The organism is Plantibacter sp. 2H11-2, from assembly GCF_050031945.1.
GTDB classification, from domain to species: domain Bacteria; phylum Actinomycetota; class Actinomycetes; order Actinomycetales; family Microbacteriaceae; genus Plantibacter; species Plantibacter auratus.
Map to the genome: position 1 here is coordinate 244,740 of NZ_JBNBBL010000005.1, position 17,208 is coordinate 261,947.

Here is a 17,208-nt window from a genome sequence, read left to right on the forward strand (position 1 = left end):
CGAGTGCTGCGGGTGACTCAGGACGATCAGTTCCGGATGACGGGACCCGGACCGGCGGTGAGGCTCCACCACAGGAGAGCGGCGCTCACGAGCCAGAAGGCGACCATGAAGCACCAGTCTCGGGTGCGGAACGGGATGCGGGTCCGCTCCGTCCGCTGCGGATGGGCGCCGAACGCGCGGGAGTCCATGGCGAGCGCGACCCGCTCCGCGTGACGGATGGCACCGGCCAGCAGCGGCACGACGGTGCCGGCGGCCCGGCGGACGGCGGCGATCGGTCCGCGACCCTCGGCCATGCCGCGGACCCGGTGGGCGGAACGGATGACCTCCAGCTCGTGCCCGAACCGCGGCACGAACCGGTAGGCGGCGAGCGCCGTGTACCCGATCCGGTAGGGCACGTGCAGCTGCTGGATCATCGCGCGCACGAACTCAGGACCGGTCGAGGTGAGGCCGCCGATGCAGGCGAGGAGGAGGAGGGCCGCGAGTCGCAGTGCCGTTGCGAGGCCGACGAGCAGCGCCCCGAGGAAGAACCGGTAGTCGCCGACCTGGAACAGCAGGACGGACTGGTCGACGCGGCTCGGGTCGGTCCACAGGCCGAAGCTGAACGACATGATCGAGACGAGCAGCGGCAGCGCCACGAAGAGCAGGAGGGCGACCGTCCGCGTGAGTCGGGCCCCGACGAGGATGACCACGACCGCGAGGGCGATGAAGAGCGCCGGCGTGACGGGGTCCCTCGTGAACGCGAGCAGGATCATCACCGGGAGCGGAGCGCCGAGCTTCGCGAGCGGGTTCAACCGGTACAGGAATCGACCGGCCGGTGCCGTGCCCGAGGCGTACGGGTCGATCGTCGAGGCGCTCATCGGGCGGCCGCCCCGGGCAGGTCGTCGAGTCTCGACAGGTGGCGCCAGTCGGGGTGGTTCTCCAGCGAGCGCATCGCCTGGGCGAGCGGTGGTGGGCGGAGCCCCGCGCGGCGCAGGAGCTCGTCGTCGTCGAGGACCGCGGCGGTCGTGTCGTGGGCGAGTAGGCGACCACCGGCCATCACCGCGACGTGACTCGCGTGATCGGCGACGAGCTGGAGGTCGTGGGTCACGACGACGACCGTGGTGCCCTGCGCGTTGAGTCCGGCGAGGAGGTCCAGGAGCTCGTTCGCCCGCGCCCGGTCCTGACCGAAGGTCGGCTCGTCGAGCGCGAGCACCGGAGCTCCGGCGATGAGGGCGCTCCCGACGGACAGCCGGCGCTTCTGGCCGCCGGACAGCAGGAACGGATGCACGTCGCGTGCGGATTCCAGGCCGAACCGCCGCAGCAGGTCGTCGACGCGCCGCTCGATCTCGGTGTCGTCGACGCCCCGGATCCGCAGGCCGTGCGCGAGTTCATCGTGGACGGTGTGGGTGATGAACTGGTGCTCGGGGTTCTGGAAGACGAAGCCGATGTGCGCCGCGATCGTCCGGACGTCGCTGCGCCCCGGGTCGATCCCGCCGACGTCGATGCGCCCTCGTGGAGGACGGACCACCCCGGCGATCGCCTGGAGCAGGGTCGTCTTGCCGGCACCGTTCGTCCCGATCACCGCGAGGAAGTCGCCCGTCCCGACCTCGAGGCTCACCTCGTGGAGGATCGGGGTGCGCCGGCGGCCGCGACCGCGTTCGACACTGAGCCGGTCGACGCGGACCGCCACCGACCGCTCGGCGGTGACCGGGGCGGCGGGTGCTGTCGGCAGCGCCGGCAGTGCGGTCGCGTCGAGTGCGGCGGTCAGCTCGGCAGGTGTCAGGGGGAGGGCCGGCAGCAGGACACCGCCCTCCCGCAGTCGCAGGGCCGCGAGCGTCGCGACCGGGAGCCAGACACCCATCGCGAGCAGTTCGTCGAGGTGGCCGAGCAGGACGTCGCGGGTCGGGCCGTCGAAGGCGAGCCGCCCGTCACGATCGAGGACGACGACCCGGTCGACGAGGTCGATGGCGGCGTCGAGGTTGTGCTCGACGAGCAGGATCGCATGCCGCTTCCCGGCGCCGTCGGGTCCGGAGGCGAGTGAGCGGAGGGCGGCGTAGACCTCCTCGATCCCGGCCGGATCGAGGTTCGCCGTCGGCTCGTCGAGGACGAGGAGGTCGCTCCCCATGGCCAGGGCGCAGGCGATCGCGAGTCGCTGTCGGCCTCCGCCTGAGAGCCGGTCGGGGTTCTCGGCCCGGCGCTCCCAGAGCGCTACCTGCCGGAGCGCGCGTTCGGCGCGGGACAGCACCTCCTCGACGGGGAGCAGGAGGTTCTCCGGGCCGAAGCACACCTCGTCGAGGACCGTTCCGGTGACGATCTGGGCGTCGGGGTCCTGGAACACCATCGCCACGTGCTCGCTCAACTGCGCGACCGTCGAGGTGGCCGTGTCGAGCCCGCCGGTGACCACAGCACCCTCGAACTCGGCCGGGACTGCATGGGGGACGAGGCCGTTGAGGGCAAGCGCGAGCGTCGACTTCCCCGAGCCGCTCGGCCCGAGCAGGAGGACCACTTCACCGGGTGCGACCTGGAACGACACGTCGTCCGGGGTCCACTCCTCGCGGTCGTCGTGACGGATGCGCATCCGCCGGACGACGGTGGCGGGGTGCGTCGGCGGTACGGGGTCCACTCAGGCCCGCGTGCCGGCCGAGCCGCGGTCGCGCTGCAGGGGTTTCGCGATGGACCGCCCCACACCGGCTCTCGCGAGGGCCGCTGCGACCGCCCGCCCGAGCGCGGTGAAGGCGATCGGGCTGAGGACGAAGAGCGCGATGTAGACCGTCTGGGCGAGGGGCGCGAAGTGCTCGATCCCGAGGACGACGAGCACGGAGCCGCCGAAGACGAGTCCGGCGATGCCCGCTGCCAGGTAGAAGACCCAGGCCCTCCAGACGCGGTAACGCGACACGGCGAAGGGTATCTCCTGCAGGAGCCCGATCGCGAGGCCGGTGCCGAAGTACCGGAAGAACCACTGCGGGCTGAACGCCGCTGAGACGAGGCCGGCGGTGAGCCCGGTCATGAGGGCCACGCCACCACGTCGGAGGAGCGCCTGCGAGACGACGCCCGGCAGGAAGTACACGCCGATGATGAGGCCGTAGAGCACGGGGGCGGTCGCGGAGATCGTGCCGCCGACGTACCCGGAGACGACGAAGACGAGGCCGCCGCCGACGCCGATGGCGGCGCAGGTCAGCAGCAGTCGCGTACTCAGACGTTGCATGAGCCCACCTTCACGAGCAGCCGATCTCCTGAGGACAGCCTATCCTTTATCAGCCCGTCGAGACGCCGACCGACACCGCTCGGAACGGGGTCCCGAGCGCCCCGTCCGGGCGATCAGATCGAGCGTCGGCGCGGGGTCAAACGGACGTTCGGCAAGGGCGGCGCAGGGATGCGGTCCGTGCCGTGGCCGGCGACCGACCCGAAGCGCGGCGACCCCGCCTCCCAGTCCTCCCGGGCGGACGCGATGTCCTCGTGGCTGCGACCGACGAAGTTCCACCACATGACCAGCTCCTCCGGGAACGGCGTCCCTCCGAGGAGCACGAAGCGGGCACCGGTCGCGCTCCGGAGCTCGAGGCGATCGCTCCCGGGCGCCAGGTAGAGCAACGGGCCGGAGCCGAGTTCGACGCCGCCGACCTCGAGCGCCCCGTCGATCACCAGGACGCCGTGCTCGAAGGACGGATCCACCGGCACCTCGACGACGGTGTCGGCCTCGAGCGTCACGTCGGCACCGAGCAGGGGCGAGTGGACGGTCGCGGTCGACGTCACGCCGCCCAGCGTGCCGACGAGGACGGTCGCCTCCAATCCTGGAGCGCGGTGGACGGGCAGGTCCGTGTGCTGCTCGAACGCGGCCGGCACCTGGGCGGCGGCCTCCGGGAGCGCCACCCACAGCTGGAGGCCGTGCATGGCGGCCGCCTCCTCGCCCACCGAGAACTCGGAGTGCGACACGCCTCGACCGCTCGTCATGAGGTTGAGCTCGCCCGGGCGGACGACCACGTCGCTGCCCACGCTGTCGCGGTGGCGGATGTCGCCGACGAGCGGCCACGTCACGGTCTGCAGGCCGGTGTGCGGATGCGGCAGCACGCGCATCAGTGAGCGGTCCTCGTCGAAGCGGTCGAGGAAGCACCAGGCGCCGATCATCGGCAGCTCGCGCTGCGGGAGGGTGCGATGGACGCTCAGGCCGCGGACACCGCCGAGGGGGACCTCGCGGGCCTCGAGGAGTCTCGTCCCGGATCCGTCAGGTGCGTGGCAGACGCTGGGGACCGGGTCGGCGTCGAGTCTCGTCATGAGCGCCTCCTTATCACGGACAACGCTACTCCCGCTCGGCCTGACCTCGGCCCGCACCGACGTGGTTGACTGGGCGCGGGGCCCGTCCGGCTCCGCCGCTGCCGAGATTGGGGATCCCATGGGCCTGTTCGACAAGCATGAGGACGCACCGGAACCGCTCGCCCGCGGCCTCTGGCACGACCGCATCGGCACGTTCGCGACCCGGAGCATCCAGACGCTCGCCATCGTCGCGGTCGCCGCGCTGATCGTCTTCGCGCTGACCCAGCTCTCCCTCGTGATGATCCCCGTCGTCATCGCACTCATCCTCGCCTCGGCGATCTACCCACTCATGCGGTGGATGCGGTCGAAGGGGCTCCCGTCGATCCTCGCCACCTGGATCGCCCTCGTCTCGATCCTCGTCGTCCTCGGCGGCATCGGATGGCTCATCGTCTGGGCCGTTCGCAGCCAGTGGGACGACCTCGTCGACTCCGCCTCGAAGGGCTTCGGGCAGCTGCAGGACTGGCTCGGCACCCTGCCGTTCGACATCGACGAGAAGCAGATCGAGGACGCCAAGCAGACCGCGGTCGACTTCCTCACCTCGAGCCAGTTCGGCAGCGGGGCGCTCGCCGGCGTCTCCGCGACGGCGAGCTTCCTCACCGGCCTGGTGCTCATGGTCGTCGTCCTGTTCTTCTTCCTCAAGGACGGACCGCGGCTCTGGGAGTTCCTGCTCCGTCCCTTCACCGGAACCGCGTACGACCGCGCCAAGCGCATCGGCGGCAAGACGGTGGACACCCTCGGCGGGTACGTGCGCGGCACCGCCACGATCGCGGCCGTCGACGCGATCGGCATCGGCATCGGCCTCGCGATCATCGGGGTCCCGCTCGCGCTGCCGCTCAGCGTCATCGTGTTCCTGACCGCCTTCATCCCGATCGTCGGAGCGACCGCCGCCGGCATCCTCGCGGCCCTCGTCGCGCTCGTCGCCAACGGTCCGGTCGCCGCCCTCATCGTCGTCGGCATCGTCGTGCTCGTGAACCAGCTCGAGGGCAACTTCCTCCAGCCCGTCGTCATGGCACGCTCGCTCAAGCTGCACGCCCTCGTCGTCCTCCTCGCCCTGACCGCCGGCACCATCCTCGGCGGCATCGTCGGCGCGGTCCTCGCCGTCCCGATCGCCGCGGTCGCGTGGGGCATCATCGGCGTCTGGAACGGTCCGGACCAGCCGGCCGAGCCCATGCGGCAGAAGCGACCCGAGTCCGTCTGAGGGAGGCCGTCCGGGTCGTGGGTCCGCCCGCCGGATAGCATGTGATCGTGGACCCCCACGATCTCCTCGGCCTCGTCTTCGAGGTCTTCACCTGGATCGGCTTCGGCAGCGCCGTCGTCGTGCTGCTCGTCATGCTCATCGCGCGGGCCGCGGACGGCAGCTGGGTGGAGACGCACGGGGTCATCGTGGACCTGCCGGACGACGCGGGCGGCGAGGACGTCGATCGAGGTCCGGGGCGCGAGGTCCGCTGGATGACCGAGGCGGCCGAGCTGTACTCACGACCCGTCACGGATGCGGAGTTCGACTCCCTCCGCGACCCCGAGGAGCCGAACGTCTTCTACGCCCGCCGGGAACCGTCGCGCGCACGCTTCCGCCGGACGGCCGATCACACGAGGGCGCTCCGGCTGCTGTTCGGCGTGACCTTCGGCATCGGCGTCGTCTGCTCCATCGCCTCGATCGTGCTGCTGTTCGTCGCCGACACCGGGGCCTGAGCGCCCGCTCCCTGGTCCCTGACCACCCCCTCCCCGGTCCCTGAGCCTGTCGAAGGGCGATGCTCGGGTAGGCTGTGTGCACGAGCGTCGACACCTGGTCCGCTCGCTCTCCCGGAGGCATCGCATGACGGAACGGTGGGCCCGTGTCGCCCGCGGCACCGCCGCAGCCGCGTTCGCCACCTTCGCCGCAGCCCTCTCGCACACGATCGGCGGGGCCGCCGCACCGTCCGCGTTCGTCCTCCTGGTCGGCGGCACCTTCGCCGTCCTGGTCTGCGTCCTCCTCGCCGGCCGCCGCATCACCGCACTCGGGGTCGTCGCCTCCGTGCTCGTGAGCCAGCTCGGCTACCACGCGCTCTTCACCCTCGTCCCGAGCACCGTCAGTGCCACGGTCGCATCCGGCGGTGCGACCGGCCCCGCGAACTGGCACCGGCACGGGGTCGTCGAACTCGCGTCCGGCGGCGTCACCGCGGCGCACACCCACGGCGACACCACGATGTGGGCGGCGCACCTCGTCGCGGCCGTCGCGACCATCGCAGCCATCCTGTTCGCCGAACGCGCGACGCTCGCCGCGCTCGCCGCCCTGACCGTCCGGATCCTCGCCCGCCGTGCCGCACCGACGCACCTCGTCCCCGCGCCCCGCCGGGTGCGCTGGGTCCGCGTCAACCGTCGTCCCCGCAACCTCGGGGTGGTCCTGCTCCACCTGCGACACCGCGGTCCGCCGGCGTTCGCCGCCGCCTGACCGACGCACCACCCTCCGACCGGGACGGGTGCAGTGCGTGGCCGGTCGGCCCCGACGCAGCAGCACCCTTCGGCGCGCCATCCGGCGTGACCATCCCCTTTCCGCACGCTCGACGCCGTGCGGAGCAGTCGACAGGACGATCATGAACGCAACCACCCCCCGCCCCACCTTCCGCAAGCCCGCCGTGCTCGGTGCCATCGCCATCGGCGCCGGAGCGCTCCTCGCGGTCGGTGCACCGCTCGCCGCCAGCGCCCACGTCAGCGTCACGCCGACCTCCACGGCCGCCGGCTCCTACACGGTGCTGAGCTTCGCCGTCGGTCACGGCTGCGACGGCTCGCCCACGACGAGCCTCTCCTTCGAGATCCCCGAGGAGATCAACGCCGTGACGCCGACGGTCAACCCGAACTGGACCATCGACAAGCAGATGGCCCCGCTCGCGAAGCCCATCACCGACAGTCACGGTGAGCAGCTCGCCGAGCGCGTCGGCACGGTCGTCTACACGGCCAAGACGCCGCTCGCCGACGGCTACCGCGACACCGTCTCCTTCCAGGTCCAGCTGCCGGCCGACGCCGAAGGCAAGACGCTCGTCTTCCCCGTGACGCAGACGTGCGAGGTCGGCCAGACCGACTGGACCGACGTCGCGAAGGACGGTCAGACCGAGGACGACCTCGAGTCACCGGCGCCGGTCGTGGTCGTGACCGCTGCCGAGGCCGGCGACCACCACGGTGGTGCTGCCATGGACGACGACGGTGACGGCGACCACACGGAGGCCGCTGCCTCGACCGACGCCGGCACCACCGACGTGCTGGGCCGCGTGCTCGGCATCGCCGGTCTCGTCGTCGGTGCCGCCGGCATCGTCATCGCTGCCTCCGCACGCCGCGCAGCGTCCGACGCGAAGCGCCAGGCCTGATGACGGTCTCCCGTCGTCGCCGTCTCGTCGGCACCGCCGCGACCGCGTTCCTCGCGGTCGCGGCGGTGCTCGCCGTGGCCCAGCCGGCCTCAGCGCACAACAGCATCATCTCGACGACGCCGGCCGAGGGCTCGACGATCACCGAACAGCCGGAGCAACTCGTCATCACGACGAACGACAACCTGCTCGACCTCGGGGAAGCCGGCCAGTCCAACCAGATCCAGGTGACCGGTCCCGGCGACGAGCGGCTCTACTACGGCACCGCGTGCGCAGCCGTGAACGGCCCTGCGCTCGTCATGCCGCTGCAGCTCGGTGAAGCGGGTGAGTACACCGTCGTCTGGCAGCTCGTCTCGACCGACGGCCACCCGCTGTCGGGCAGCTACACCTTCGAGTGGGCGCCGGCCGAGGGCCAGGAACTCGCCGTGGGGAGTGCGAAGCCCGCGTGCGCGACGAGCGGTGCCTCCACGGTCGAGCCCTCGTCGGAGGCGGGTGGCGTCGAGCCGGAGTCGTCCGCTGGCGGGCTCAGTGGCGATGTGTGGTGGATCGTCGGCGCGATCGGCGTCGTCCTGATCGCCGGCATCGGCGTGCTGCTCGTGACCCGGCGGAAGCCGGAGCCGACCTCGGACGACCAGGGCACGGACACCTCCGCGCCCTGAGCCGCGCCCGTTCCGGTCCCTGAGCCGCACCCGTTCCGGTCCCTGAGCCGCACCCCGTCCGGTCCCTGAGCTTGTCGAAGGGCGGTCCGGTCGATGGTGTCCTCGGATGGCGATGTGCTTCGTGGGCACTTCGACAGGCTCAGTGACCGGGGGAGGTGACACGCTTCGGTCCCTGAGCTTGTCGAAGGGCGCTCCGGTCGATGGTGTCCTCGGATGGCGATGTGCTTCGTGGGCACTTCGACAGGCTCAGTGACCGGGGGAGGATCGGGCGAGCGGGTTCCGGTCCCGACACAACGGAACAGCCCCGCCATCCTGGAGAGGATGACGGGGCTGTTCCGTTGTTACCGGTGTAGCGTGCGGGTGAACCCGCGGTCGGCTACTTTGCCGGCGGCATCAGCACCGAGTCGATGAGGTACACGGTCGCGTTGGCGGTCTTGACGCCACCGCAGATGACCTTGGCACCGTTGACGGTGATGTTGTCACCCGAGCCCTCGACCTTGACGGTTCCACCCTCGACGGTGGTCTGCTCACCGTCGATGTCGGACGGAGCGATCTGGCCGGGGATCACGTGGTACGTGAGGATCGAGGTCAGCGTCGCAGCGCCCTCAGGCGTCTTGAGGCTGTCGATCGTCGCGGCGTCGATCTTCTTGAACGCGTCGTCGACCGGGGCGAAGACGGTGAACTCGGAGCCGTTCAGCGTGTCGACGAGGTTGACGTCGGGGTTCAGCTGGCCGGAGACCGCAGCGGTGAGCGTGGTCAGCAGCGGGTTGTTGGACGCGGCGACGGCGACCGGGTCGGCCGACATGCCGGCGACGGAGCCAGCACCGTCCGGGACGGCGTCAGCGTAGGCGGCGCAGCCCGAGCCGACGAGGTCCGCTGCGGGGTCTGCAGCCATCGACTCGGTGGGAGCGGAGCTCGGCTCCATCGAGGAACCGCTGTCGGAGCTGGAGCCGCTGGAACAGGCTGCGAGGCCGAAGGTCGCGACGGCGGCGAGTGCGAGCACTGCCATGTGGTTTCGCTTGATGGTACGCATGTGATTCTCCTTTGATGAGGTTTGGACCGGTTGTCGAGTGCCTCTCAGAACCGGCCCTCGATGACACTTCGGAGCCCCCACGGGGGTGGTTTGGAAAAAGATCCGATCGCGTGTCGGACGGGGTCGCGCATTAAGAGGAGCGAAATTCTTCGGATCCGTTCCTGTGGAGGGGCACCGGGGTGTCAGCTGCTGCGGCTACGATCGACGGATGAGCTGGAGCACCGAACCCGACTGGATCCCGGACGACGCGGACGCTCCCGACGACTTCGACGCCCCACCGCCCGACGACGCGTACCTCGGCGGTGGTGTCGCGTGGGGGAGTGGAGCGGTCGCGTCCGCTCCAGGCGCTCCGCCCGCAGCGGCTCCGGTGGCCGCCCGTGCGGCCGGCCAGAAGTTCGCCACGGCGCAGGAGGCACTCCACACCGTCTTCGGGTACGACGCGTTCCGCGGCGAGCAGCAGCAGATCATCGAGCAGGTCGCCGGTGGCGGCGACGCGGTCGTCCTCATGCCGACGGGTGGGGGCAAGAGCCTCTGCTACCAGATCCCCGCCCTGCTCCGACCGGGCACCGGCATCGTCGTCTCCCCGCTCATCGCCCTCATGCAGGACCAGGTCGACGCACTCCTCGCCGTCGGCGTCCGTGCCGCGTTCCTCAACTCGACGCAGGATCCCGCTGAGCGTTCGCGGGTCGAACAGGCCTACCTCGCCGGCGAGCTCGACCTCCTCTACGTCGCGCCCGAGCGCCTGAGCTCCGAGGCGACCCGGCGGTTCCTCGGCCAGGGCACCATCGCCCTGCTCGCGATCGACGAGGCGCACTGTGTGTCGCAGTGGGGGCACGACTTCCGCCCCGACTACCTCATGCTCGGCGAGCTCGCCGAACGCTGGCCCGACGTCCCGCGTATCGCGCTGACCGCGACCGCCACCGAGGCGACGCACCAGGAGATCACGCAGCGGCTCCACCTCGGCGAGGCGAAGCACTTCGTCTCGAGCTTCGACCGCCCGAACATCCAGTACCGGATCGTCGGCAAGAACGAGGTCCGCAAGCAGCTCGTCGCGTTCGTGAAGGAACAGCCGGCCGGCACCGCCGGGATCGTCTACTGCCTCAGCCGCAAGACGGTGGAGCAGACGGCGCAGCTCCTGCGCGACAACGGGGTGGACGCCGTGGCGTACCACGCCGGACTCGATGCCTCCGTGCGAGCGGCTGCGCAGTCCCGCTTCCTCCGCGAGGACGGTGTCGTGGTCGTCGCGACCATCGCCTTCGGGATGGGCATCGACAAGCCCGACGTCCGGTTCGTCGCCCACGTCGACCTCCCGAAGAGCGTCGAGGGCTACTACCAGGAGACCGGCCGTGCGGGGCGCGACGGCGAGCCGTCCATCGCCTGGCTCGCCTACGGCCTGCAGGACGTCGTCCAGCAGCGGCGCATGATCGCGGAATCACCGGGCGACCTCGCGCACCAGCGCAACCTCAGCGCCCACCTCGACGCGATGCTGGCCCTCTGCGAGACCGTTGACTGCCGCCGGGTCAACCTGCTGCGCTACTTCGGTCAGCCCTCCACGCCGTGCGGCAACTGCGACACCTGCCTCGAACCACCGGTCACCTGGGACGGCACCGTGCCGGCGCAGAAACTCCTCTCGACGATCGTGCGCCTGAAGCGCGAGCGCAACCAGTCCTTCGGCGCGGGGCAGATCATCGACATCCTCCGCGGCAAGCGGACCGACCGCGTCGCCCAGCAGCGGCACGACGAACTCGCGACCTTCGGCATCGGCGAGGACCTCAGCGACCAGGAGTGGCGCGGCGTGGTCCGTCAGCTGCTCGCACGCGACCTCCTGGCCACCGTCGGCGAGTACGGCACGCTCGGCCTCACCGACGGGAGCGCCGAGGTGCTCGCAGGGAACCGACCGGTGGCCATGCGTCGCGAGCCGGAACGTGCCGCCCGCTCCTCGTCGAGGTCGTCCTCGCGCTCGTCGAGTGCGAACGCCGAGCTCGAGCCGGCCGCGGCCGAGCTGTTCCAGGCCCTGCGTGCCTGGCGGGCCGGGGTCGCGAAGGAGCAGGGCGTCCCCGCCTACATCGTCTTCGGCGACGCGACGCTGCGCGAGGTCGCGACGGCGAAGCCCGACTCGCTCGGTGCGCTCGACGGCATCAGCGGCATCGGTGCGAAGAAGCTCGACGCCTACGGTTCGGCCCTCATCGAGGTCGTCGCAGCCAACGGGTGACCCGCCCCTGGGAGCTTCCTGCGACAGCTGTGGGGGAGGACCAAGTCGATCGACGACGATGGGGCGGGCCCTTGTCCACATCCCACAGGCGCTTTCACCCATCGTTATGACAGTCCTACCATTGTGGGAGGTTTTCATGGGTGAAAGGCAGGACACAGCGATGGTCGACACAGCGATCCGGACGAGCGTCAGCGGTACCACGGCAGCGACGGTCGAGGTGGCGCCGTCCGACGCGCGGATCGACGTCCCGGCGCTCGCGCACCAGCTGCTCGGCACCTGGCCGGAGGCCCGTCTCGCGTCGCGCGCACTCGCAGCCAAGCCCGAGATGCAGCGCATCGAGGGCCAGTCGATGGACGACCACCGCGACCGCGTCTTCCACCAGCTGAAGCTCCTCGTCGAGAACGGTCAGGTGCTTAAGGCCTTCCCGAAGCGCCTCGGCGGCGCCGACGACCACGGCGGCAACATCGCCGGGTTCGAGGAGCTCGTCCTCGCCGACCCGTCCCTTCAGATCAAGTCCGGTGTCCAGTGGGGCCTCTTCGGTGCGGCGATCCTGCACCTCGGCACCGAGCCGCACCACGACGCGTTCCTGCCCGGCGCGATGAACCTCGACGTCCCCGGCGCATTCGCGATGACGGAGTCCGGTCACGGCTCCGACGTCGCCTCGATCGCGACGACCGCGACGTACGACCCGGAGACCCAGGAGTTCGTCATCGACACCCCGTTCCGCGCGGCGTGGAAGGACTACCTCGGCAACGCGGCCGTGCACGGCAAGGCGGCGACCCTGTTCGCGCAGCTCATCACGAACGGCGTGAACCACGGCGTGCACTGCTTCTACGTGCCCATCCGCGACGACGAGGGCGCATTCCTGCCCGGGATCGGCGGCGAGGACGACGGCCTGAAGGGCGGGCTCAACGGCATCGACAACGGCCGGCTGCACTTCACCGGCGTCCGCGTGCCGCGCACCAACCTCCTCAACCGCTACGGCGACGTCGCCGAGGACGGCACCTACTCCTCGCCCATCACGAGCCCCGGGCGTCGCTTCTTCACCATGCTCGGCACACTCGTCCAGGGCCGGGTGTCCCTCGACGGAGCCGCGACGTCGGCCTCCGCCCTCGCCCTGCAGATCGCGATCACCTACGGCAGTGAGCGTCGGCAGTTCAACGCGGGCAGCGACACCCAGGAGGAGGTCATCCTCGACTACCAGCGCCACCAGCGCCGGCTCCTGCCGCGCCTCGCGACGACCTACGCGCAGATCTTCGCCCACGACCGGCTGCTCGTGAAGTTCGACGAGGTCTTCAGCGGCAAGGCCGACTCGGACGACGACCGTCAGGACCTCGAGACCCTCGCGGCGGCCCTCAAGCCGCTGTCGACCTGGCACGCGCTCGACACGCTCCAGGAGGCGCGCGAGGCGTGCGGTGGCAACGGCTTCCTCGCAGAGAACCGCCTCACCGGCCTGCGCGCCGACCTCGACGTCTACGCGACGTTCGAGGGCGACAACAACGTGCTGCTGCAGCTCGTCGCCAAGCGCCTCCTCACCGACTACAGCCGGAAGTTCGCGAAGGTCGACGCCGGTGCGCTCGCCCGCTACGTCGTCGAGCAGGCGACCGACCGCGCCGTGCACAGCAGTGGACTCCGGAGCCTCGCGCAGACCGTGAAGGACTTCGGGTCCACCGCACGCTCGGTGAGCCAGCTGCGCGACACGAACGTCCAGCGCGAGCTGCTGACCGAGCGCGTCGAGTCGATGATCGCCGAGGTCGCGACGAAGCTGCGCGGAGCGAACAAGCTCTCCAAGCAAGCCGCGTCCGACCTGTTCAACGCGCACCAGAACGAGCTCATCGAGGCGGCGCGCGCTCATGGCGAGCTCCTCCAGTGGGAGGCGTTCACCGAGGGTGTCGAGCAGATCCAGGACCCCGGCACCAAGCAGGTGCTGACCTGGGTGCACGACCTCTTCGGGCTCTCGCTCATCGAGAAGCACCTTGCCTGGTACCTCATCCACGGGCGCCTCTCCCCGCAGCGCGGCCAGGCCGTCAGCGCCTACGTCGACCGCCTCATCGCCCGCTTGCGTCCGCACGCCCTCGACCTCGTCGAAGCGTTCGGCTTCGCCCCCGAGCATGTGCGCGCACCCATCGCGACCGGCCAGGAGGCGCAGCGCCAGCAGGAGGCCGCCGACTACTTCGCCGAGCTCCGTGCCTCGGGCGACGCACCCGTCGACGAGAAGACGCTCACGAAGAAGTCCCGCTGACCACGCGCGGTTGACGGGAGGCACATCGTCGTCCGCGCAAGGGTCCGGCGACGATATGCCTCACCTCGCGCCGCGCGATAGGGTGCCGACATGACGTTCAACGACAACGCCGACATCAGCGGGAACAAGGTCAAGCGACGGGGCCGCACGACCGGCATCGCCGTCGGTGGCGGTGCGGTCGGCGTCATCGTGATCGCGCTCATCTCGCAGTTCCTCGGGGTCGACGTCTCGGGCATCCTCGGCGGCGGCGGCATCGGCGGGGGCCAGCAGGAGGAGAGCCAGCTCTCCGACGAATGCCAGACAGGTGCCGACGCGAACGCGAACGTCGACTGCCGCATGGGCGGTGCCTACTCGTCGCTCGACGCCTACTGGGCCGAGGAGCTGCCCGCGCTCGGCGCCGACTACACCTCGCCGGCGGACTTCATCATCTTCGACCAGCAGACGAACACGGGTTGCGGTGCCGCCACGAGCGCCACGGGCCCGTTCTACTGCCCGCCGGACCAGACCATCTACATCGACACCAGCTTCTACGCCGAACTGCGCGACCGCTTCGGCGCCTCGGGCGGACCGCTCGCCGAGATGTACGTCGTCGCCCACGAGTGGGGGCACCACATCCAGGCGCTCACCGGCATCATGGACCGCGCCGACCGCAGCGGCACGGGTCCGGCCTCCGACTCCGTGCGTATCGAGGTCCAGGCCGACTGCTTCGCCGGTGCCTGGGTCGCCGCGGCATCGGACACCGAGGATGCGAAGGGGGTCGCCTTCCTGAAGCCCGTGACCCAGCAGGAGATCGACGACGCCCTGAGCGCTGCGGCCGCCGTCGGTGACGACCGTATCCAGGAGGCCGCGACCGGCCAGGTGAACCCCGAGGCGTGGACCCACGGCTCGGCCGAGCAGCGGCAGCGCTGGTTCATGACCGGCTACCAGTCCGGTCCGTCCGCGTGCGACACCTTCTCGGTGTCGGCCGACCAGCTCTGACCGGCGTGCCGGGTGCGGCATGCTAGATGAGACACGTGTCGTGAACACAGGAGGAAGTGGACCGTATGGGTGAGCCGTATCCCGAGATCGAGCCGTACGAGACCGGCATGCTCGACGTCGGCGACGGGCAGTCGCTGTACTGGGAGACCTCCGGCAACCCCGACGGCAAGCCCGTCGTGTTCCTCCATGGTGGCCCGGGTGGCGCGACGAGCCCCATCCACCGTCGACTCTTCGACCCGAAGCGGTACCGCATCGTCCTCGTCGACCAGCGCGGCTGCGGCAGGAGCACCCCGCACGCGAGCGATCCGGCGGCCGACTTGTCGACCAACACCACCTGGCACCTCGTCGCCGACCTCGAGGTCCTCCGGAAAGCGCTGAAGATCAAGCGGTGGATGGTGTTCGGTGGCTCTTGGGGTTCGACGCTCGCGCTCGCGTATGCGCAGAAACACACGAAGCGTGTCACCGAGCTCGTGCTCCGGGGCATCTTCACGCTGCGCGACGCCGAGCTCGACTGGTTCTACGAGGGTGGTGCCTCCGCGGTCTTCCCCGACCTGTGGGAGGGCTACCTCGAGCCGATCCCGGTCGGCGAGCGCCGCCACCTCATCGAGGCCTACCACCGCCGCCTGTTCGACGAGGACCCGGCCGTCCACGGTCCGGCGGCCGTCGCCTGGTCGCGGTGGGAGTCCTCGACGATCACCCTGCTCCCGCAGGAGGAGACCGTCGCCCGGTTCACCGACCCGCACTTCGCGGTGGCGTTCGCGCGCATCGAGAACCACTTCTTCACGAACAAGGGCTGGTTCGAACCCGAGCAGCTCATCCGCGATGCCGGCAAGCTCGCCGGGGTCCCCGGCGTGATTGTCCAGGGCCGCTACGACATGTGCACCCCGGTCTTCACCGCGTGGGACCTGCACCGGGCCTGGCCGGAAGCGGACTTCACGATCGTCCCCGACGCGGGGCACGCATTCGACGAGCCGGGCATCCTGTCGGCACTCATCGATGCGACGGACCGCTTCGCGAAGGACTGAGGGGCTGCTCCGGTCCCTGACGACGCCCTTCGACAGGCTCAGGGACCGGGGTCGGCTCAGGGACCGGAGTCGGTTCAGGGACCGGGGGTGATCACTCCGTGAAGCGTGCCCGGCGGACGGCCTTGCCCACGCGCAGGGCCTCGCCGAGCGACCGGCCGACGAGACCCTCGCGGGCGAAGCCGCTCAGCAGCTCGGCTGCGAGCGCGCCGCGGTCGACCTCGGGCTCCGGACCGTCGTCGACGCCGTCGGCCGGGCCGGCGAAGCCGTCGTGGGCGAGCAGGATCGAGCCCTGGTGGCAGTGCCGAACGGCGTGGGCGACGCGCTCGTGCTCGCCGACGTCCTTGACGTCCCAGGCGGTCGCCGTCCAGAGCACCGTCTGCAGACCGGCTCGTTTGACGGCCTGCCACGTCTCGATGCTCTGTGAGCCGTAGGGCGGCCGGAACCACTCGATCGACTGGCCGCTCAACTGCTCCAGCTCCTGTTTCGCCGCGAGGGTGCGCCGGTAGGCGACCTCCTCGGAGAAGTCGGTGAGGCGTACGTGGTCGTCGCCGTGCAGGGCGAGCTCATGCCCACCTGCGACGATGCGTTCGAGGAGCTCCGGGTACTTCCGCGCGCGGCCGACGAGGACGAAGAACGTGGCGGTCGCGCCGGCCTCGGCGAGGGCGTCGAGGACCCCTGGCGTGCCGTCGGGGCTCGGGCCGTCGCCGTAGGTCATGACGACCGTGCGCTCCTCGGTGGCGACACCGACGATCGAACCGTGGACGGGGAGTGAACCGGTGAGGCGTGCGAGCAGCGCCTGCCGAGCCTTCGTCATGTGTCCACCGCCCTGTGAGTCGATCCGTCCAACAGTACCTCGCTGTCGTGGCGAACGGGAGCGCGGCCGCGGCGGCGGGACGGACGGCGGGGAGCTCGGGTGTCAGGCCTGGACGAGCGTCGTGTCGAGCTCGCGCTGCTCCTCGAGCTGGGCGAGTGCACGGCGGAGTGCCGTGCTCGAGGTGCTCATCGTGTACGGGAAGTAGACGACCTCGACGCCGACCTTGGCGAACTCCGCCTCGAGCCGGAGGCCCTCGGCGGTCCCGCGCCAGTCGTCGCCCTTGAAGAAGATGTCGAACCGGAGCGCTTCCCACGCCTGGAGCTTGTCCTCCCAGGTCTCCTCGACGGCCTCGTCGACGAAGCCGATGTGGCGGACGATCTCGAGACGCTCGGTCAGCGGGACGATGGGCTCGATGCGCTTTCGGGTGCGCAGCAGCTCGTCCGAGACGACCCCGGCGATGAGGTAGTCGCACGCGCTCTTGGCGTGACGGAGGATGTTCAGGTGCCCGACGTGGAAGAGGTCGAAGGCGCCTGCTGCGTAGCCGACGCGTCCGACTGCACTGCGATCCGTCATGGTCTGCCCCCTGGCATGCTCGTGGTGGTGTGCGCACGGGGCCGTCGGGA

General features: G+C 70.5%; 16 protein-coding genes. 9 read left to right on the forward strand and 7 right to left on the reverse strand.

Annotated elements, in window-relative coordinates; translation table 11 throughout:
* Positions 1-26 precede the first annotated feature (26 nt).
* The 4 genes from ACQG07_RS12290 to ACQG07_RS12305 form a co-directional block, all read right to left on the reverse strand.
* The gene (locus ACQG07_RS12290; protein WP_426738428.1) at positions 27-857 is read right to left on the reverse strand and encodes an energy-coupling factor transporter transmembrane component T family protein; all 831 of its coding nucleotides are present in this window, start codon (positions 855-857) and stop codon (positions 27-29) included.
* Positions 854-2,557 carry an ABC transporter ATP-binding protein gene (locus ACQG07_RS12295; RefSeq protein WP_426738429.1) on the reverse strand — a complete coding sequence of 568 codons (1,704 nt, stop codon included), beginning with the start codon at positions 2,555-2,557 and terminating at the stop codon, positions 854-856. The genes ACQG07_RS12290 and ACQG07_RS12295 overlap by 4 nt, the downstream gene beginning before the upstream one ends.
* Before the next feature lie 45 nt (positions 2,558-2,602).
* Positions 2,603-3,184 (reverse strand): ECF transporter S component, encoded by a 582-nt coding sequence (locus ACQG07_RS12300; RefSeq protein WP_079705103.1) that lies wholly within the window; start codon positions 3,182-3,184, stop codon positions 2,603-2,605.
* 113 nt (positions 3,185-3,297) lie between these two features.
* Positions 3,298-4,248 carry a pirin family protein gene (locus ACQG07_RS12305; RefSeq protein ID WP_426738430.1) on the reverse strand — a complete coding sequence of 317 codons (951 nt, stop codon included), beginning with the start codon at positions 4,246-4,248 and terminating at the stop codon, positions 3,298-3,300.
* Between the two features lie 118 nt (positions 4,249-4,366).
* On the opposite strand from ACQG07_RS12305, the gene ACQG07_RS12310 reads away from it, so the two are divergent.
* From ACQG07_RS12310 to ACQG07_RS12330, 5 genes are all read left to right on the forward strand, one after another.
* The gene (locus ACQG07_RS12310) at positions 4,367-5,485 is read left to right on the forward strand and encodes an AI-2E family transporter (RefSeq protein ID WP_079705105.1); all 1,119 of its coding nucleotides are present in this window, start codon (positions 4,367-4,369) and stop codon (positions 5,483-5,485) included.
* Positions 5,486-5,532: 47 nt separating this feature from the next.
* Entirely contained in the window at positions 5,533-5,976 is a 444-nt protein-coding gene (locus ACQG07_RS12315; protein ID WP_426738431.1) for a hypothetical protein, read from the forward strand.
* Between the two features lie 124 nt (positions 5,977-6,100).
* Complete coding sequence (locus tag ACQG07_RS12320; RefSeq protein WP_274499416.1) at positions 6,101-6,715, forward strand: hypothetical protein; 615 nt, start codon at positions 6,101-6,103, stop codon at positions 6,713-6,715.
* A gap of 142 nt (positions 6,716-6,857) precedes the next feature.
* Complete coding sequence (locus ACQG07_RS12325) at positions 6,858-7,625, forward strand: YcnI family protein (RefSeq protein WP_124768700.1); 768 nt, start codon at positions 6,858-6,860, stop codon at positions 7,623-7,625.
* Positions 7,625-8,281, forward strand: a complete 657-nt coding sequence (locus tag ACQG07_RS12330; protein ID WP_426738432.1) for a copper resistance CopC family protein — start codon at positions 7,625-7,627, stop codon at positions 8,279-8,281. Before ACQG07_RS12325 ends, ACQG07_RS12330 begins: the two co-directional genes overlap by 1 nt.
* A 376-nt stretch (positions 8,282-8,657) precedes the next feature.
* Here ACQG07_RS12330 and ACQG07_RS12335 read toward each other — a convergent pair whose 3' ends face one another.
* Complete coding sequence (locus tag ACQG07_RS12335; RefSeq protein WP_079705110.1) at positions 8,658-9,314, reverse strand: fasciclin domain-containing protein; 657 nt, start codon at positions 9,312-9,314, stop codon at positions 8,658-8,660.
* Between the two features lie 208 nt (positions 9,315-9,522).
* On the opposite strand from ACQG07_RS12335, the gene recQ reads away from it, so the two are divergent.
* From recQ to pip, 4 genes are all read left to right on the forward strand, one after another.
* Positions 9,523-11,526 carry a DNA helicase RecQ gene (gene recQ / locus ACQG07_RS12340; RefSeq protein ID WP_274499418.1) on the forward strand — a complete coding sequence of 668 codons (2,004 nt, stop codon included), beginning with the start codon at positions 9,523-9,525 and terminating at the stop codon, positions 11,524-11,526.
* Positions 11,527-11,686: 160 nt separating this feature from the next.
* Positions 11,687-13,768, forward strand: coding sequence for an acyl-CoA dehydrogenase (locus ACQG07_RS12345; RefSeq protein WP_274499419.1), 2,082 nt, complete (start codon positions 11,687-11,689; stop codon positions 13,766-13,768).
* A 90-nt stretch (positions 13,769-13,858) separates the two neighbouring features.
* Positions 13,859-14,746, forward strand: coding sequence for a KPN_02809 family neutral zinc metallopeptidase (gene ypfJ, locus ACQG07_RS12350; protein ID WP_079705113.1), 888 nt, complete (start codon positions 13,859-13,861; stop codon positions 14,744-14,746).
* A 65-nt stretch (positions 14,747-14,811) separates the two neighbouring features.
* A complete protein-coding gene (gene pip / locus ACQG07_RS12355) occupies positions 14,812-15,771 on the forward strand; it encodes a prolyl aminopeptidase (protein ID WP_192018718.1) in 960 nt (319 codons plus the stop codon).
* A 91-nt stretch (positions 15,772-15,862) separates the two neighbouring features.
* Here pip and ACQG07_RS12360 read toward each other — a convergent pair whose 3' ends face one another.
* Both ACQG07_RS12360 and ACQG07_RS12365 read right to left on the reverse strand, forming a co-directional pair.
* Complete coding sequence (locus ACQG07_RS12360; protein ID WP_274499420.1) at positions 15,863-16,585, reverse strand: polysaccharide deacetylase family protein; 723 nt, start codon at positions 16,583-16,585, stop codon at positions 15,863-15,865.
* Positions 16,586-16,687: 102 nt separating this feature from the next.
* Positions 16,688-17,158, reverse strand: coding sequence for an adenylyltransferase/cytidyltransferase family protein (locus tag ACQG07_RS12365; protein ID WP_079706219.1), 471 nt, complete (start codon positions 17,156-17,158; stop codon positions 16,688-16,690).
* Between the last annotated feature and the right edge of the window lie 50 nt (positions 17,159-17,208).

What these genes read in the sequence shown, in the direction of transcription:
- ACQG07_RS12300 (WP_079705103.1), bottom strand. Translation starts at nt 3,184, where the DNA reads ATGCAACGTCTGAGTACGCGACTGCTGCTGACCTGCGCCGCCATCGGC.
- ACQG07_RS12290 (WP_426738428.1), bottom strand. Translation starts at nt 857, where the DNA reads ATGAGCGCCTCGACGATCGACCCGTACGCCTCGGGCACGGCACCGGCC.
- ACQG07_RS12295 (WP_426738429.1), bottom strand. Translation starts at nt 2,557, where the DNA reads ATGCGCATCCGTCACGACGACCGCGAGGAGTGGACCCCGGACGACGTG.
- ACQG07_RS12360 (WP_274499420.1), bottom strand. Translation starts at nt 16,585, where the DNA reads ATGACGAAGGCTCGGCAGGCGCTGCTCGCACGCCTCACCGGTTCACTC.
- ACQG07_RS12310 (WP_079705105.1), top strand. Translation starts at nt 4,367, where the DNA reads ATGGGCCTGTTCGACAAGCATGAGGACGCACCGGAACCGCTCGCCCGC.
- ACQG07_RS12305 (WP_426738430.1), bottom strand. Translation starts at nt 4,248, where the DNA reads ATGACGAGACTCGACGCCGACCCGGTCCCCAGCGTCTGCCACGCACCT.
- ypfJ (WP_079705113.1), top strand. Translation starts at nt 13,859, where the DNA reads ATGACGTTCAACGACAACGCCGACATCAGCGGGAACAAGGTCAAGCGA.
- ACQG07_RS12365 (WP_079706219.1), bottom strand. Translation starts at nt 17,158, where the DNA reads ATGACGGATCGCAGTGCAGTCGGACGCGTCGGCTACGCAGCAGGCGCC.
- ACQG07_RS12325 (WP_124768700.1), top strand. Translation starts at nt 6,858, where the DNA reads ATGAACGCAACCACCCCCCGCCCCACCTTCCGCAAGCCCGCCGTGCTC.
- ACQG07_RS12330 (WP_426738432.1), top strand. Translation starts at nt 7,625, where the DNA reads ATGACGGTCTCCCGTCGTCGCCGTCTCGTCGGCACCGCCGCGACCGCG.
- recQ (WP_274499418.1), top strand. Translation starts at nt 9,523, where the DNA reads ATGAGCTGGAGCACCGAACCCGACTGGATCCCGGACGACGCGGACGCT.
- ACQG07_RS12345 (WP_274499419.1), top strand. Translation starts at nt 11,687, where the DNA reads ATGGTCGACACAGCGATCCGGACGAGCGTCAGCGGTACCACGGCAGCG.
- ACQG07_RS12320 (WP_274499416.1), top strand. Translation starts at nt 6,101, where the DNA reads ATGACGGAACGGTGGGCCCGTGTCGCCCGCGGCACCGCCGCAGCCGCG.
- ACQG07_RS12335 (WP_079705110.1), bottom strand. Translation starts at nt 9,314, where the DNA reads ATGCGTACCATCAAGCGAAACCACATGGCAGTGCTCGCACTCGCCGCC.
- pip (WP_192018718.1), top strand. Translation starts at nt 14,812, where the DNA reads ATGGGTGAGCCGTATCCCGAGATCGAGCCGTACGAGACCGGCATGCTC.